The organism is Fulvivirga ligni, assembly GCF_021389935.1.
GTDB lineage: Bacteria > Bacteroidota > Bacteroidia > Cytophagales > Cyclobacteriaceae > Fulvivirga > Fulvivirga ligni.
In genome coordinates, this window is record NZ_CP089979.1 from 5,436,067 (window position 1) to 5,451,739 (window position 15,673).

Annotated in this window: 13 protein-coding genes; 7 read left to right on the forward strand and 6 right to left on the reverse strand. The window is 39.8% G+C overall.

What is annotated here, in order from left to right:
• Positions 1–8 precede the first annotated feature (8 nt).
• A complete protein-coding gene (locus LVD16_RS22920; RefSeq protein ID WP_233770629.1) occupies positions 9–1,097 on the reverse strand; it encodes an ATP-binding response regulator in 1,089 nt (362 codons plus the stop codon).
• A 191-nt stretch (positions 1,098–1,288) separates the two neighbouring features.
• On the opposite strand from LVD16_RS22920, the gene LVD16_RS22925 reads away from it, so the two are divergent.
• Together LVD16_RS22925 and LVD16_RS22930 are read left to right on the forward strand one after the other, a co-directional pair.
• Positions 1,289–2,275: a sulfatase-like hydrolase/transferase gene (locus LVD16_RS22925; protein WP_233770630.1), complete on the forward strand. Its 987-nt coding sequence runs from the start codon at positions 1,289–1,291 to the stop codon at positions 2,273–2,275.
• A 58-nt stretch (positions 2,276–2,333) separates the two neighbouring features.
• Positions 2,334–2,681: a sulfatase family protein gene (locus LVD16_RS22930; RefSeq protein ID WP_233770631.1), complete on the forward strand. Its 348-nt coding sequence runs from the start codon at positions 2,334–2,336 to the stop codon at positions 2,679–2,681.
• Positions 2,682–2,831: 150 nt separating this feature from the next.
• Here the strand turns inward: LVD16_RS22930 and lacZ are convergent, their stop codons facing one another.
• From lacZ to LVD16_RS22955, 5 genes are all read right to left on the reverse strand, one after another.
• The gene (lacZ, locus tag LVD16_RS22935) at positions 2,832–5,942 is read right to left on the reverse strand and encodes a beta-galactosidase, LacZ type (RefSeq protein ID WP_233770632.1); all 3,111 of its coding nucleotides are present in this window, start codon (positions 5,940–5,942) and stop codon (positions 2,832–2,834) included.
• Between the two features lie 70 nt (positions 5,943–6,012).
• Positions 6,013–6,387: a DUF6686 family protein gene (locus LVD16_RS22940; RefSeq protein ID WP_233770633.1), complete on the reverse strand. Its 375-nt coding sequence runs from the start codon at positions 6,385–6,387 to the stop codon at positions 6,013–6,015.
• 423 nt (positions 6,388–6,810) lie between these two features.
• Complete coding sequence (locus tag LVD16_RS22945; protein ID WP_233770634.1) at positions 6,811–8,130, reverse strand: IS110 family RNA-guided transposase; 1,320 nt, start codon at positions 8,128–8,130, stop codon at positions 6,811–6,813.
• A gap of 490 nt (positions 8,131–8,620) precedes the next feature.
• Positions 8,621–9,940: an IS110 family RNA-guided transposase gene (locus LVD16_RS22950; protein ID WP_233770635.1), complete on the reverse strand. Its 1,320-nt coding sequence runs from the start codon at positions 9,938–9,940 to the stop codon at positions 8,621–8,623.
• 682 nt (positions 9,941–10,622) lie between these two features.
• A complete protein-coding gene (locus LVD16_RS22955; RefSeq protein ID WP_233770636.1) occupies positions 10,623–11,501 on the reverse strand; it encodes a DUF808 domain-containing protein in 879 nt (292 codons plus the stop codon).
• A gap of 218 nt (positions 11,502–11,719) precedes the next feature.
• Between LVD16_RS22955 and LVD16_RS22960 the strand changes: the two genes are divergently transcribed.
• The 5 genes from LVD16_RS22960 (at position 11,720) to LVD16_RS22980 (ending at position 15,633) form a co-directional block, all read left to right on the forward strand.
• The gene (locus tag LVD16_RS22960) at positions 11,720–11,962 is read left to right on the forward strand and encodes a hypothetical protein (protein WP_233770637.1); all 243 of its coding nucleotides are present in this window, start codon (positions 11,720–11,722) and stop codon (positions 11,960–11,962) included.
• A gap of 412 nt (positions 11,963–12,374) precedes the next feature.
• Positions 12,375–13,280, forward strand: a complete 906-nt coding sequence (locus tag LVD16_RS22965; protein WP_233770638.1) for an oxidoreductase — start codon at positions 12,375–12,377, stop codon at positions 13,278–13,280.
• Between the two features lie 155 nt (positions 13,281–13,435).
• Complete coding sequence (locus LVD16_RS22970; protein WP_233770639.1) at positions 13,436–14,470, forward strand: alpha/beta hydrolase family protein; 1,035 nt, start codon at positions 13,436–13,438, stop codon at positions 14,468–14,470.
• A 159-nt stretch (positions 14,471–14,629) separates the two neighbouring features.
• Positions 14,630–15,136, forward strand: coding sequence for a DUF7738 domain-containing protein (locus tag LVD16_RS22975; protein WP_233770640.1), 507 nt, complete (start codon positions 14,630–14,632; stop codon positions 15,134–15,136).
• Between the two features lie 77 nt (positions 15,137–15,213).
• A complete protein-coding gene (locus LVD16_RS22980; protein WP_233770641.1) occupies positions 15,214–15,633 on the forward strand; it encodes a hypothetical protein in 420 nt (139 codons plus the stop codon).
• The last annotated feature ends 40 nt before the right edge of the window (positions 15,634–15,673 follow it).

A 15,673-nucleotide genomic window follows, 5' to 3' on the forward strand; every position in this document is an offset into this window, starting at 1 on the left:
CCTGTCTTTTAACATGGCAAAGAAAGTTCAATATGAGTTCCTTCATGTATTCTGCTACTTATCTTTATTTCGCTTCCTATTTCTGATACCAGCTCTTTCACAATGTAAAGTCCCACGCCTGCCGTTCTAAATGTGGTGCTGGAAGTATAAAACATATCGAAAAGCTTCGAGAGGTTTTCTGTCTCTATGCCCAAACCATTATCCCTTATATGGATAACCAGCTGGTTTTCTTCACTTTCTGCTGATACCGCAACCTTATTCAGCTCTTTTCGCTCATCTTTATAAAGAATGCAGTTTTTCAAAATATGCATAAGTATAACCTCCAAATAACCCACTTTTCCTGTCCAGGTGATTACATCTGGTATATCGTTGATGAGGGTTAAATTCATATTATATTCCTTCATCACTTTTTCCCAAACTATTGAGATAAATGGCTTTAATAAAACCTGTCTGGCGGACACTTCTGATAATTTTAATTCATATAAATCTTTAATACTGCAGGCCACTCTTCTAATTTCATTGACATGAATTTTAAGACTTTGAATATGTATATTCTCCATCTGCCTCTCTTCTTCCAGCGTTTCTGCGGTTTTAATCACGTCATTAATGGTGGCCAGTTTGCTATCCAGATATTCATTATACTGTAATGAGAATAAAGAAAAGCCTCTGGTAGCTTGTTTCGTGGCATTGACCCCACCTACCTCTGATGCATGCTGGGTCCAATGCCAGTATTTTGTCATGGTGGTGATCACTACATCGGGTAGCAAGTGTAAATCTTTTTTCAGCACATAATTGTCAATCCCCACAAACATCAGCGATCTGGCCGCTTCCTCTGGCAATGCCCCCGTCACTAATATAAAAGGCACATTCTTATCCTTTTCCCGGCACATTTTAAGTGCATCAATACTACTAAAATCAGCCAAAGCATGATCCGATATAATTAAATCTGGTGTATCCTTATCAATTGACCTCATAAACTCTTCGCGGCCATCTATACATCTCAAAGAACAATTGATATTATTCTTTCTTAAAACCCTCTCCATTAAAAGGAAGTCATCCTTGCTATCCTCCACCACCAGAATATTCAAATCTTTCATGGCTTTTTTATATCAATTTACAAAGCAATCCTCCTCATGTAAACCGGTATATCTACGTATTTTAACTGTAAACGTGGTAGTTAGCTTATTTGAGCAGTTTTTACAGCAACCTATGGTGAGATATTATGATCTGCTTCTTCTTACAGATAGAATATTCTATTTAAGTTTAACGGAAATCTAACTAGCACCTAATGCGTAAAATCTTATTCATCCTCTTTCTACTACCTCATCTCAATGCGTCAGCTCAGAAGAAGCCTAACATTCTTCTGTTCATTGGCGATGATATGACTTGGCGAGACTGTTCTGTTTATGGAAATCCTGATGTGAACACACCTAACATTCAAAGGCTTGCTGATGCTGGAATGAGTTTCGATAACATGTTTACTGCTACAGCCATGTGCTCTCCCACCAGGCAGCAGATCCTGACTGGACTTTTTCCGGCCAGAAGTGGAGCCTATCCTAATCACGCCAAGGTTTATGATGGAGTAAAGAGTTTGGGACATCATTTTAAAGCATTGGGTTATAATGTCGCCCTTATCGGCAAACAGCATTATGGACCAGCAGAATCATACCCAATTGATTATTTGGGTGGCCGCCAGCATGACGGTGGCAATGGCATAGATATTCATCTGGATAAAATAAAGCCCGTCATCGAAGATGATAAACCATTTTTGCTAATCATAGCTCAGAATCAACCACATACACCCTGGACCAGAGGTAACAGAGCTCAATATAATCCAGAAAAACTCACCGTGCCTGACTACATTATAGATACCAAAGAAACCCGCGAAGCTCTGGTAAAATATTATGCTGAGATCACCTATGCAGATAGTTTACTAGGCTACTGTCTGGACGCAGTAGAAAAAGTGGGGAAGCAAAAGAACACCATTGAAGTATTTACCAGCGAACAGGGTTATCAATTACCTTTTGGTAAATGGACTTGTTATGACTTAGGACTAAAAACCGGATTTATCATTTCCTGGCCAGGGAAAGTACCTGCCAAAAGCCGCAATAGTGCTTTCACCCAATATGTAGATATACTCCCCACCCTCTTGGATATGGTCGGTGCTGATCCTGAAAAAATTGATGTGGGCATTAAAGACAGCTATGGCAATACCGGCTTTGATGGCAAGAGCTTCTATGATGTGATTCAAAAAAAAGACAGATCACCACCGTGACTATGTCTTTGGCATACAAACTACAAGAGGGATATTTAACGGCTCAGACTCCTACCCTGTGAGATCGATAAGAACAGAAAAATACAAATACATTCAGAATTATAGTTTTGATTCTGAGTTTAGCAACATTCCTATTGCCAATGAGAATAGCCTCTATAATCAATGGCTAAGGGACAGCACCCTATCTGAAGATACACATGCCTGGTTAGAAAAATATAAGACAAGGCCTTTCGAAGAGCTCTATAACCTGGAAAATGATCCCTTCGAGCAACACAACCTGGCTGAGGACGAAACCTATAAAACAACCATTCAAGACCTCCGTCAAAAACTAGAATCCTGGATGATCCAGCAAGGTGATTTAGGAGTGGCTACTGAAATGAAGGCCAGAGAAAGGATGACACATTGATATTTGGTATACCTTAAATTAAATTCAGTCATTCCGGCCGTAGCGCAGCGAAGAGCCGGAACCGCCGCACCTAAAGCCCCCTTCTCCTTGAGGAGAAGGGCCGGGGATGAGGTGAAAAACACCAGTTCGTATCCCCACAAACACACCATACTACTCCAGCACTATCTCAAAACTATAACTATAATCCTGAGCCTCAAGGGTGTATTTATCCCATGGTTTTGCTCCCCAGCTGTCATCACCACCCACACCCATTTGGTGATAATCGATATTGAGCTGGATTAAGTCTTTGGGCTTTACATCAGTGTAGTGCCTTTGTTGCTTGGAAGGACCAGCATCAAAGTCAGCCGTTGTATTGTGTAGTGCGCTGAAACCGAAGGTAGACTGTCCTTTTATAGTAATACCTTTGCCGCTGTCGTTGGTTAGTTTCAGCCATCTTGTGTCGGTTCTGTAGCCATTTTCCTGTGGTCTGATGTAGGCAAAACCAAGATCGCTCACATCCATTTTATATTTACCTACAAAAGCAGATGATTTCCTGTCCCAATAGTTTTCATGAGGGCCACGGCCATACCACTCGGCATGTTCATATTCCTGAGGTAAAATCATACTCACCCCGAACCTTGGCAGCACAGGTAGATCCTTGTCTTTGTAGTCAAACGCTAGTGCTACTTCTATTCTGCCATCTCCGAAGACTTTATAAGTAATGGTACCTGTAGATTTAAGCCCCTCAAAAGCGATCTCCTGTTGTATAGTCGTTGAATATTTAGCTTTCTTGAGCACTTTTACGGAAGTCACTTTCTGTCCGTAAGTAGCTTCTTTCCATGCCTGAAGACGCTTAGGCATTTGATTTCCAAAATCATTGTCTGTAGCTGCTCGCCAGAAATTGAAAGTCAACGGCTCCTTCAAATAATCATTATCCGCTGTTTTTAAGGTAGTTATGCCACCCGAAGCCTTATCAAACTCTATTTGAAGAGCCTCACTGGTGATAGAAATAGCCGTTTTGCTTTCCTTCACTTTGATTTTAGTGTCTGCTAGAGCCATGGCATCAGCGCCTGGCAATTGCCAAAAGATCTGATCACTAGCCAGAATACTTCCTTTCTCTACAAAAGGAGCCTCTGATTTTTCTTTTACATAACAGTTAATAAAATATTCGCCATCCTCATTGAGTTGCAAACCATTCAGGTCTACCTTAAACGTTGCTTTTGATTGGGGAGCGAGAGAAAAACCATCCATAGTCACTGCTTTCACTACATCTCCATTTTGCAATATTTCATAAGCAACCGTATACTCTTTCAGGTCGGTAAAGAAGTTTTCATTGAACACTTCTATCTCATCATCGTCAGTTTTTGAGAAATGTACATTTTGATAAACATGTTTTACTTCTTCCAACGCCGGATGAGGGCTGCGATCTGGATTAACCAGGCCATTTAAACAGAAGTTATCATCATTATGAGCAGTTTCTGGCTCAAAATCTCCGCCATAGGCCCAGAATTCCTTACCATCAGCACCTTTTTTCAATAAGCCCTGATCTACCCAGTCCCAGATAAAGCCACCCTGCACCTGCTTATGCGCTCTTACAAAATCCCATAGATCCACCAGATCACCATTACTGTTACCCATGGCATGTGAATATTCACACCAGATAAACGGTCTGTCAGGGTACTTGCCCAGATAGTAATTTTCTATATCCCAGGTACGAGCGTACATCCACGAAATAATATCTGAGTGTCGTTCTTTAAACTCCTTCCCTCTTTCTGCACGTTCGTAATGAACCACTCTGGAGCTATCTCTCTGCTTTATCCAGGCATATCCCTGAACAAATGCTGGCCCATCACCAGCTTCATTACCCATTGACCAGATAATGATAGATGGGTGATTTTTATCCCTTTCCACCATCCTTCTCATACGATCTAAATGTGGCTCCAGAAACTCCGGTTTATTGGCAGGTGTCTTATCTTCATCATATCCATAACCATGCGTTTCAATATTGGCTTCGTCAATCACATAGATTCCATATTCATCACATAGCTGATACCAAAGCGGATCATTAGGATAATGTGATGTACGCACCGCATTGATATTATTTTGCTTGAATAACGCTATATCTTTCAGCATCAACTCTTTAGACACTACATGTCCATACCGTTCATCATGTTCATGCCTGTTCACCCCTTTTAACAGCACTGGTTGTCCATTCACCAATAGCTGTCCTTTTTCAATCTTCACTTCTCTAAAGCCGATCTTGTCTCCGACAGATTGCAATACCTTGCCCTTAGCATCTTTCAAAGTGATTACCAGATGATATAAGTTAGGCTTTTCACCTGACCATAATTTCACATGCTTAGCTTCCAGGTCAAAGTTGGCTGAGGCAATGTCTTCCACGCTCAGTTGCTGATTAGCACGCGCTATTTCTTTTCGGTCTGAATCGAAAAGGGCCACCTCCACGGTTTGATTTTTAACCTTTTTTGTCTGATGGTTTTGTAACTCTACACTTAAAGAAAGCGTGCCATCCTGATAATTATTTTGAAGATGTGGGGTAGCGAAAAAATCTCTAATTCTCACTTTAGGCGCAAATACCAGATATACATCTCGCTCTATTCCACTCAATCTCCAAAAGTCCTGATCTTCTAAATAACTTCCATCACTCCATCGGTAAACCTCTACGGCTAAAGTATTTTCACCTTCTTTAATGAATGATGAAATATCAAACTCAGCCGGGGTTTTGCTGCCTTCACTATAACCTACCTTCTCACCATTTATCCAGCAATAAAAAGCAGAGTTCACTCCAGCAAAATGAAGTAAAACCTCTTGATTAAGAGCCTGTTGTGATATACTGAAAGTGGTTTTATAAGAGCCAACCGGATTATACTCTGAAGGGATCATTGGCGCATTCTTCGGAAACGGATATTCCATGTTAGTATACTGCGGATAATCATATCCATACATCTGCCAATCGCCCGGTACGGGTATCTCTTTCCAGCCAGCTACATCATAGTCCTGCTTATAAAAATCTACCGGACGGCTAGCTGGATTTTTAGACCAATTAAACTTCCAATTGCCATTTAAAGACTTTAACATAGGAGAAGCATCCCCTGCCAAAGCATCATTTTCTGAGGCATATGGAGTAAAAGTGGCGTGTGGTTTAACCGTGCCCTGACTAATGATAGAAAGGTCTTGCCATTCTACCTCTTGAGCATAAGCGCTGAGGGCACTTATACCGAACACAGCTACCAAAACGAATCTTTGAAAGGTTTTTAAAAACATGGATGGAAGGTTTTGTTGATCACCTACCAAAGGTGCTTTTTTTAGTTTAACATTCCAATAAACGTATAAACTACATTTTAAGAATCTCCTTCACCTCCAACATCACTTTCACCTGACTAAGACAGTCTCTAAAATCATCGAACTCTTCTTCATTGAATACGAAGTAGATATCCTCATGACAAGTGTACACGGTGATAAATGGCTTTCCATTCGGAAAACGGACGGCATTACTCTCAAAATGTAGAAAGCTGACATAATTCAGGAAGCTTTCGAAATCACCCTCATTAAAGGTGGTCATAAAGTTATTATAATGAAGCACCACCTTACCACATCCTCTACACTTAGAAACATATCTATTTCGCTCATTTATGAGCACATCTACAATACATGCTATTTCTCTTTTATTATTTCTGCCGATTCTGCCAAGCCCTTCAAATAAGGACACTCCGTTTTCTTTATAATTTTATTAAGCGTAAGCAAAGAGGGCAGCTCCTTCTTCAGCTCAGCCATAAGGCACTGCACCAGGGAATCATATTGATCAGAATACATAGGCTTATCATTTTTTATTTAGAATAATTCTAAATAATGTAAAGATGTGTTTGATTATCCTTTGAGACAATCGCTAGTAGTAGGTATTTTGTGTGGTTAATGGTAGTGATGAACGTGCTGAAGTTCGTTGATGATAACACACAACGAAGGCGAGGTGAGCAGTTTCGCAAGGCAAATAATCAAGAGGTTAGGACAGAATACCTTCTCATCCTACTGTCACTTCGAACGCTAGTGAGAAGTCTATTCAATTGGAAGTTGCTGACCGGACATTTCCTACAAAATACATAGATCTCTCCTGACGTACCAATGACGTAATAAACTAAATAGGTATTTGTTCAAGCTCATAACCTAATTCTTTAGCTGTTTTTATTAGCCACTTTTCTCTATGAAGCTGCATTTTTTCTTCATATGCTTTGATCCCTTTTTCTGTGTAGTCAAGACCTTTTACCATAAGCCGCCAGTAGAGTACTGCCAGTTTTCGTGCTGTGGCTTTAGTCGCTATTCCAGGACCTCTTTTGCTTTTTAATCTGCGCCCAAAAGCACCTAGTGCTATCTTTTTGCTTTCAATTAAACTTTGGGCAAGTTGCCTAAATATTTGTCCAGCCTTCGGCCTGTACTTTCGGTTTCTGGTTTTGTTTTTCTTGCCGGACTGGTGTTGACCTGGAGATAACCCTAGCCATGAAGTGAAATGTTTCTCGCTTGGCCAATTATAAAGTTTCAGACCTATTTCCGAATACAATTGTAGCCAGGTATAATCGGTAATACCCGGCAAACACGTAGCATCTTTGCCTGAAAAAATTTTAAGTAGGTGTCCTCCTAAGTGGTCAATATCAGGCTTATTATGCCTAACTGGTTTTCGGTCTTTAACAGACTCTATTTCATTTTTGCTTTGCATATCTGAATCGTAGTTATTGACCCGTTTCATAACTTCCTCTAGTTTATGGTCACATGCCTGTATTTGTTGCTTATAAAATTTATAACCGCTGTATGCCTGTTCCAAAGCAAACAACCCAGCCTCGGTATAATAGCCTGAAAGCGCCTTGAGGACTTGAGATGCCTTTTTTTCTCTAATACTGCTATGGCACAAGGATAAGAGCTTTTGGGCATCACGTTCTCCTGACAGGATGGCTTCTATGATTGCCAGACCACTGGCTCCATGTACCTGACTGAGCACCTCTTTGAGTCGAATATTCATCTCAATTAGTGACTTTTGCATATGATTTACATGCATAGAGGCTGTTCTCAGATGATCTTCTCTCAAGCGCTGGTAAGCACGAACTTCCTTTACTTGAGCATCGGGAACAAAACAGCGATTCAACAAACCATGACTATGGAGTTGCTGAATCCATTGACAGTCCTTTACATCAGTCTTTCGACCTGGTACTTGTCTAGTCTGGCGCCCATCTACTAACCAGACATCTAAACCTGCTGATTCAAGGATCTCATAAAGGATGATCCAGTAAACACCTGTAGCTTCCATAGCCACTGTCTCGATCCCCTCTGATAATAAATAGGAAGATGCCTCTCGAAAACTTTCAGTGAAGGTCTCAAAAACTCGAACATCCTTGTTTTCTAAGGACACAAAAATGTGCTTGGCACCTATATCTATGCCTGCAGCATTTGCTCTCATCTTTTTCATGACTAAAATATTTTAAAAGATAAACAAAGACCTGTAGGATGAAATATTGTACACGACAGACTACCAATCGGACATTCCTAAACAAGGAAGTACCATACTTTGTGACTCCTTTCTATCCAACCATGCTCGAGGACAGGCAAATTGCACTATACGAGGTACGGCTATGTTGTACAGGCCACTTCTATCTTAACGTCATTTCGTTTTGTGCGGTTGGGTACCAAATGTTCGGTCTCGAGATGACTTTGTTGTAATATATTTTTAGCAGCTTATTGGAATATTTATTCAGCCTGTAGTTTCGTTGGTAATAACACACAACGAAGGCGAGCTGGGCAGTTTCGCCAAGCAAATAATCAAGAGGTTAGGACAGAATACCTTCTAATCCCACTGTCACTTCGAACGCTAGTGAGAAGTCCATTCAATTGGAAGTTGCTGACCGGACATTTCCTACAAAATACATAGATCTCTCCTGACGTACCAATGACGTAATAAACTAAATAGGTATTTGTTCAAGCTCATAACCTAATTCTTTAGCTGTTTTTATTAGCCACTTTTCTCTATGAAGCTGCATTTTTTCTTCATATGCTTTGATCCCTTTTTCTGTGTAGTCAAGACCTTTTACCATAAGCCGCCAGTAGAGTACTGCCAGTTTTCGTGCTGTGGCTTTAGTCGCTATTCCAGGACCTCTTTTGCTTTTTAATCTGCGCCCAAAAGCACCTAGTGCTATCTTTTTGCTTTCAATTAAACTTTGGGCAAGTTGCCTAAATATTTGTCCAGCCTTCGGCCTGTACTTTCTGTTTCTGGTTTTGTTTTTCTTGCCGGACTGGTGTTGACCTGGAGATAACCCTAGCCATGAAGTGAAATGTTTCTCGCTTGGCCAATTATAAAGTTCCAGACCTATTTCCGAATACAATTGTAGCCAGGTATAATCGGTAATGCCCGGCAAACACGTAGCATCTTTGCCTGAAAAAATTTTGAGTAGGTGTCCTCCTAAGTGGTCAATATCAGGCTTATTATGCCTAACTGGTTTTCGGTCTTTAACAGACTCTATTTCATTTTTGCTTTGCATATCTGAATCGTAATTATTGACCCGTTTCATAACTTCCTCTAGTTTATGGTCACATGCCTGTATTTGTTGCTTATAAAATTTATAACCGCTGAATGCCTGTTCCAAAGCAAACAACCCAGCCTCGGTATAATAGCCTGAAAGCGCCTTGAGGACTTGAGATGCCTTTTTTTCTCTAATACTGCTATGGCACAGGGATAAGAGCTTTTGGGCATCACGTTCTCCTGACAGGATAGCTTCTATGATTGCCAGACCACTGGCTCCATGTACCTGACTGAGCACCTCTTTGAGTCGAATATTCATCTCAATTAGTGACTTTTGCATATGATTTACATGCATAGAGGCTGTTCTCAGATGATCTTCTCTCAAGCGCTGGTAAGCACGAACTTCCTTTACTTGAGCATCGGGAACAAAACAGCGATTCAACAAACCATGACTATGGAGTTGCTGAATCCATTGACAGTCCTTTACATCAGTCTTTCGACCTGGTACTTGTCTAGTCTGGCGCCCATCTACTAACCAGACATCTAAACCTGCTGATTCAAGGATCTCATAAAGGATGATCCAGTAAACACCTGTAGCTTCCATAGCCACTGTCTCGATCCCCTCTGATAATAAATAGGAAGATGCCTCTCGAAAACTTTCAGTGAAGGTCTCAAAAACTCGAACATCCTTGTTTTCTAAGGACACAAAAATGTGCTTGGCACCTATATCTATGCCTGCAGCATTTGCTCTCATCTTTTTCATGACTAAAATATTTTAAAAGATAAACAAAGACCTGTAGGATGAAATATTGTACACGACAGACTACCAATCGGACATTCCTAAACAAGGAAGTACCATACTTTGTGACTCCTTTCTATCCAACCATGCTCGAGGACAGGCAAATTGCACTATACGAGGTACGGCTATATTGTACAGGCCACTTCTATCTTAACGTCATTTCGTTTTGTGCGGTTGGGTACCAAATGTTCGGTCTCGAGATGACTTTGCTGTAATGTATTTTTAGCTGCTTATTGGAATACTTATTAAAGGAGTGCACTGGCATTACAAATGCCAAGCTCTACAAATCCTCGTTGAAAACAAGGATTAGGTTTGGGGTATGGATACAGCCTGTAATTTCGTAGATGAAGACACCTACGGAGGCAAAGAGTAGTCAAGAGGTTATGAACAGTGCCCACAGCGCCAGACTTAACCAAAGCGTCATTCCGGAATTCAGTAGCGATAGCGGAGGAATATTCAGAATCTTACTGTTAGGTTTCCAAGGACTGAACTGCAAGATTCCGGCTGTCCGCTATCGCTGCGGCCGGAATGACGTTTTTGCATGGGGTTATTTGAGCTTTTCAAGCCTGTAGTTTCGTTGCTGATAACACACAACGAAGGCGAGGTGAACCCTTCTCCTTGAGGAGAAGAACCAGAGATGAGGTGATCATCCTTTAACTGCTTTCCAAATCTTCTTACCCAGCATTACCACCACCAAAACTACCGCTCCGATGATAAGGCCGGCTAGTAATTCAAAGAGAATGGCAGGTATATGGATAGTTTCTTCCAGATGATGAACAAATGGCAGGTAATGAACGAATATGCCACCAGAAACCAGTAACAGAGCTATTGTTCCTATTACTGCCAAGCCTTTTACAACTTTGGGTAAAGCAGCCACTAAAAAGCGGCCAATTTTATCTGAGAAGGAATCATCGCGCTCATTCAGGTTGATGAGTTTAAAACCGAACTCATCCATTCTTACAATCAAGGCTACGATGCCATAAACGCCAATGGTAGCCAGCAGCGCTATCACTGAAACTACAGGAATTTGAATTTGCAATGGTTCTCCTGTAACCTCTCCTAAAGCAATAATGACAATCTCGACCGATAGTATAAAATCAGTAATAATAGCTGATCTTACTTTTTCTTTTTCTAATGCAAGTATCTCTTCCTCAGTAAGATTATCCACTTTTGGAGCATCTTCATGGGCATGAGGTACAAAAAATTCGTATATCTTTTCAACTCCCTCATAGGCTAGGTAAAGTCCTCCAATTACCAAAATGACAATGATCACCGAAGGTAGAAAAGCACTGAGTAGAAAAGCTATGGGCAGTATTATTAGTTTGTTTAAGAGAGAGCCTTTGGTAATAGCCCATAATACAGGCAGCTCCCTATCAGACATAAATCCAGAGGCTTTTTCTGCATTTACTGCCAGGTCATCGCCCAAAATTCCTGCGGTTTTCTTTCCCGCAATTTTGCTCATGGCCGCTACATCGTCCATAAGAGAGGCAACATCATCTAAGAGTGCAAAAAAACCTGAAGCCATATTATTTGATTAGTTAGAGCTCGCAAAGTAAATAATTTTAAGGTTAAATATTAAACCAACCAGTCTTGGAAGAAATTATACACTACTTCTTTATTCCTGTTTAGCTTTTAATACCTAAGCCATTACATCAACTTCACATTTAAAAAATGGTTTAAACATTTTCATTTTCTCTATATTGCCCCTTCGATAACTAGCTTTAAACTTAAGCAATAGAACTCTTGACATTTTCCTACTGGGTAGTTGATGATAAGCCTTTTCCACAGTTGATAGTAATTGGCCTCGGCCGAATAATAGTTGCGAACATTCCTAAAAAAAAATTTGGGCAATTCAAAGCTGATTTAAAACAAAATCAGTTGCCAGAAAAACTGTATGGTAGACCTATAAAATCGATTGAATATGTAGATCAATTTCAGGACAGTCCAAAAATCCGAATCAAATTAGTAGTGGTGAAGAACTCTTGAATTTTGCGGACCGTCAGGGTGAAAAGTTCGTTCAGGATCTTTGTGTCATACTGAAAAACAACTACACCAAAACCTTAACGCTCAATCATACGAGAAGGGAAGTTTTTCAATTTATCAAGGAAGTCATTCTCATTATCATCATATTCTATTCTTTATTTTGGGTCGCAAATTCTGTTAGCTCTACAAGCACGTCTCCTTTTATCTCATCCTTATACTATAATTTTTTTAGATACATAGGATCAAGAGGTATGTATATTATTGCCTGTGCTGTAATAGGGTTTATCACCTATAAATTTATTTTAAATCTGACACTCTATTCTAAAATCACCAGAACGAGGTTCAAAAAGTGATACTCTGGCATGATTTGTTAAACACCTTCCCCTCCTCATTTGTATTATCATAAAGACACGCTATGGAAAAGTTTGATCTGGAAAAGATACCGTCTCATGAGGGTGAAGTAGCTATTGTAACTGGTGCCAATGCTGGGTTAGGCTATGAAACAGCGCTACAGCTGGCACGGAAAGATTTCGAAGTAATACTTGCCTGCAGGGATCAAAAAAAAGCGACAAAAGCCAGATCTAAAATACTTAAAGCTTACCCGAAAGGTAAATTGCATATCATGACGCTGGATTTAGGTTCATTTAAGTCCATAAAGACATTTGCTGACAAGTTTATATCTAACTATAATCAATTACAGCTACTGGTGAATAACGCAGGGCTTATGATGCCCCCTTATCAAACCACTGATGATGGTTTCGAAAGCCAGTTTGGCATTAATTACCTCGGGCATTTTCTACTTACTGGCTTGCTCATGCCAGTGCTGCTTACAACATCTGGTGCAAGGGTGATATCTCTCAGCAGCATGGCTCACAAATGGACTGACTTTGACTTTGAAAAATATAATGCTCAAAAAGAATACAGCAAAACCAAAGCTTATGGCATGAGTAAACTGGCCTGTCTCATGTTTGCTTATGAGTTAGATAGAAGACTTCATAACACTTCAGTAAAATCATTGGCTGCTCATCCCGGAGTTTCATTGACGAGTATAGCCAGGCACATTCCAGCTCCGGTAATGATACCAGTAAAGCTTATTGCACCTATTTTCTTCCAGCCGCCTAAAAAAGCAGCTTTGCCCATCTTAAGAGCCGCTCTTGATCCCAAAGCACAGAGTGGAGAATATTACGGTCCGGATGGTTTCATGCAGTATAAAGGAAATCCCGTGAAAGTAGATTCCAATGACTATTCTAAGGATAAAAGCCATGCAAAAGAGCTATGGCGCCTTTCTCAGGAGCTGGTGAATCTCAAATACTTAGACTAATCACTGGATTTTAACTGTTCACTTTTCATAAACACCACTTATCCAGATTTTATTTTTTCTTGGTATTTTGAAATTTACCTTTCCACCCATATCTAAATAAGGAAAGCCTACATGCTTTCTAAAACGAAACATTTATCTAACCCTACTCCTATTTTATGAAGATTTTAAAAATCCTCGGCATCTTTCTTGGCGTTCTGGTAATACTAGGCGTTATATTATTTAACACGAAAATTGGTCAGCACTTTTATAATGCTTACAAGTTCAGTTCAAGCTTATCTGGCACCGTGCTAGATGAAGAAATCACAAAAGATGACAATCAAAAAGCGGCCGATCTGAAAACTGGTGCCATTTATTCGCAAAAGCATTTCGAACTAAAAGATATGCCTGCCTTTTGGGATAACTTTTCAGAAAACGGCGAATTCAAAGAAAAATATAAATATTTAGAGCAGGTAGACTTCTCCATTATCACCTATAAAAGTGATTCTCAACTAATACATGGCATAGTAGCCGCACCTAAAAAAGAAGGTAAATACCCGGTAGTTCTTTTTAATAAAGGTGGCAACAAAGAAGTGGGCAAAATCGCAGCTGGCAAGACCTTGTACACCATGCTCTCCCTAGTCTCTAAGTTAGCCTCTGAAGGTTATGTAATTATAGGCAGCTGCTATAGAGAAAATGATGAATTTGGCGGCCGAGACATCAATGATGTGCTTGCTCTTACCGAGACCGCCAAGGAAATGGACAATGTAGATGCCAGCCGTATAGGTATGTTAGGTTGGTCTAGAGGTGGCATGATGACTTATCTGGCACTTAAAAATTCTGATGCTATAAAAACCGCTGTGGTAGGCAATGGCCCCACTAACCTGCTTACTCTAGCTAAAGAACGTCCTGAAATGGAGAAGAATGTTTACTCTCAACTAATTCCGAATTATGACACCCAAAAAGAGGAGCAGCTCACTAAAAGATCAGCAATTTTCTGGCCTGAGCAGTTGAGTAAAAACAGTAGCTTACTCATTCTTAGTGGTAGTCAGGATGAAAATGTTAATCCTCAGCAGGCCAAGGATATAGCTGAGAAGCTCACCGCCCTGGATTACAATTTTAAACACCTGGAATTTGATACCGATCATGGCTTCAAAGGCAAACAAGATGAGCTTTACCAAACCCTTACTGATTGGTTTGGAGAGAAACTTTAAAACATTGTAATAGTTGGCTTTTACAATAATGAGGCTGTTTCGAAGGTAACTTTGAGACAGCCTTATTTTCGTTTTCAAAAAGATTATTCAATCATTAAATTCAAAAAATAATTAGATAAATAATATATTTACTATTATAATTTAACCAACCTAAATCTTATGAAAACATTTTTTAGCTTATTACTAATCCTATTTTGTCATTTTTCATGGGCTCAAGATGATGTGAAAATTGAATTTACAGAGAATAAGGAAGTACTTCTGAACGAGACCGCAGTCGATAAAACAACTACACTTAAAGAAATCACTGAGATACTGGGCGAAGCTACTCTGATCAAAGATTTCCCAACCGGAAAAGCATTTTACCAATACCCTGAAACTGGTTTAGCCTTGCAATTTGTTGATAATCAACTGCTATTTATTGGTGCCAATTATAACTGGGATGGAGATGAAAATTTCCCTGAAACCACTTATGAAGGAACCCTGAGCATAGATGGTATAACATTTAAAGCTGATTCAAAGGAAGAGGTTCTTACAGATATTGAAGCCGTGGAAATAAAATGTGTCATTCCAGGTATGTGCGTTACTGATCCGAAAAAAGAGAAAACGAATATCATTATCGGCTTCAAGGACGGTAAAGTCACACAAGTAGGTTTCGAGTTTCATTAAGACTATGACCATCAGGTGTTTCCAAAATGCCTGATGACGTATATACTTACAGGACAAAGGGTAATCAAAAGATTATTATGGGTAAGAAAAGCAGACATAAGCAAACAGAAGCCGAGCCTTTCATCATTGAAAGAATCATTTGGGCTATCTTAAATCCGATAATAAAGCCCTTTGCTTATATCTACAAGGTATTCAATCCAGAAGTTATTGTTACAGAAATACCACTTACTGCCGATGCTCCATGTTATTGTGGCTCCAATATTATATACCATGATTGCCACCGTCCAAAGCACAAGGAGAAAGATAAAATAGTATTGAAAATCACTAAACGATACATTAAATCTGGGAAAGTGAAGGTAAAATACAAGGTAAAGGCCAATGAAGCCTTGATTTTATCAAGAATGAAACCCGGAGTTATTAACGCTCTTAATAAAGATAAGAACTATGTTGACACCTCTCCATATACGAATCCTAATGCTATTTCAGGCGACCTTTAAGAAATCAATTTACTAAATTTACATTCACTAATTACCTAAA

What these genes read in the sequence shown, in the direction of transcription:
- LVD16_RS22920 (WP_233770629.1), bottom strand. Translation starts at nt 1,097, where the DNA reads ATGAAAGATTTGAATATTCTGGTGGTGGAGGATAGCAAGGATGACTTC.
- LVD16_RS22925 (WP_233770630.1), top strand. Translation starts at nt 1,289, where the DNA reads ATGCGTAAAATCTTATTCATCCTCTTTCTACTACCTCATCTCAATGCG.
- lacZ (WP_233770632.1), bottom strand. Translation starts at nt 5,942, where the DNA reads ATGTTTTTAAAAACCTTTCAAAGATTCGTTTTGGTAGCTGTGTTCGGT.
- LVD16_RS22945 (WP_233770634.1), bottom strand. Translation starts at nt 8,130, where the DNA reads ATGAAAAAGATGAGAGCAAATGCTGCAGGCATAGATATAGGTGCCAAG.
- LVD16_RS22950 (WP_233770635.1), bottom strand. Translation starts at nt 9,940, where the DNA reads ATGAAAAAGATGAGAGCAAATGCTGCAGGCATAGATATAGGTGCCAAG.
- LVD16_RS22955 (WP_233770636.1), bottom strand. Translation starts at nt 11,501, where the DNA reads ATGGCTTCAGGTTTTTTTGCACTCTTAGATGATGTTGCCTCTCTTATG.
- LVD16_RS22965 (WP_233770638.1), top strand. Translation starts at nt 12,375, where the DNA reads ATGGAAAAGTTTGATCTGGAAAAGATACCGTCTCATGAGGGTGAAGTA.
- LVD16_RS22970 (WP_233770639.1), top strand. Translation starts at nt 13,436, where the DNA reads ATGAAGATTTTAAAAATCCTCGGCATCTTTCTTGGCGTTCTGGTAATA.
- LVD16_RS22975 (WP_233770640.1), top strand. Translation starts at nt 14,630, where the DNA reads ATGAAAACATTTTTTAGCTTATTACTAATCCTATTTTGTCATTTTTCA.
- LVD16_RS22980 (WP_233770641.1), top strand. Translation starts at nt 15,214, where the DNA reads ATGGGTAAGAAAAGCAGACATAAGCAAACAGAAGCCGAGCCTTTCATC.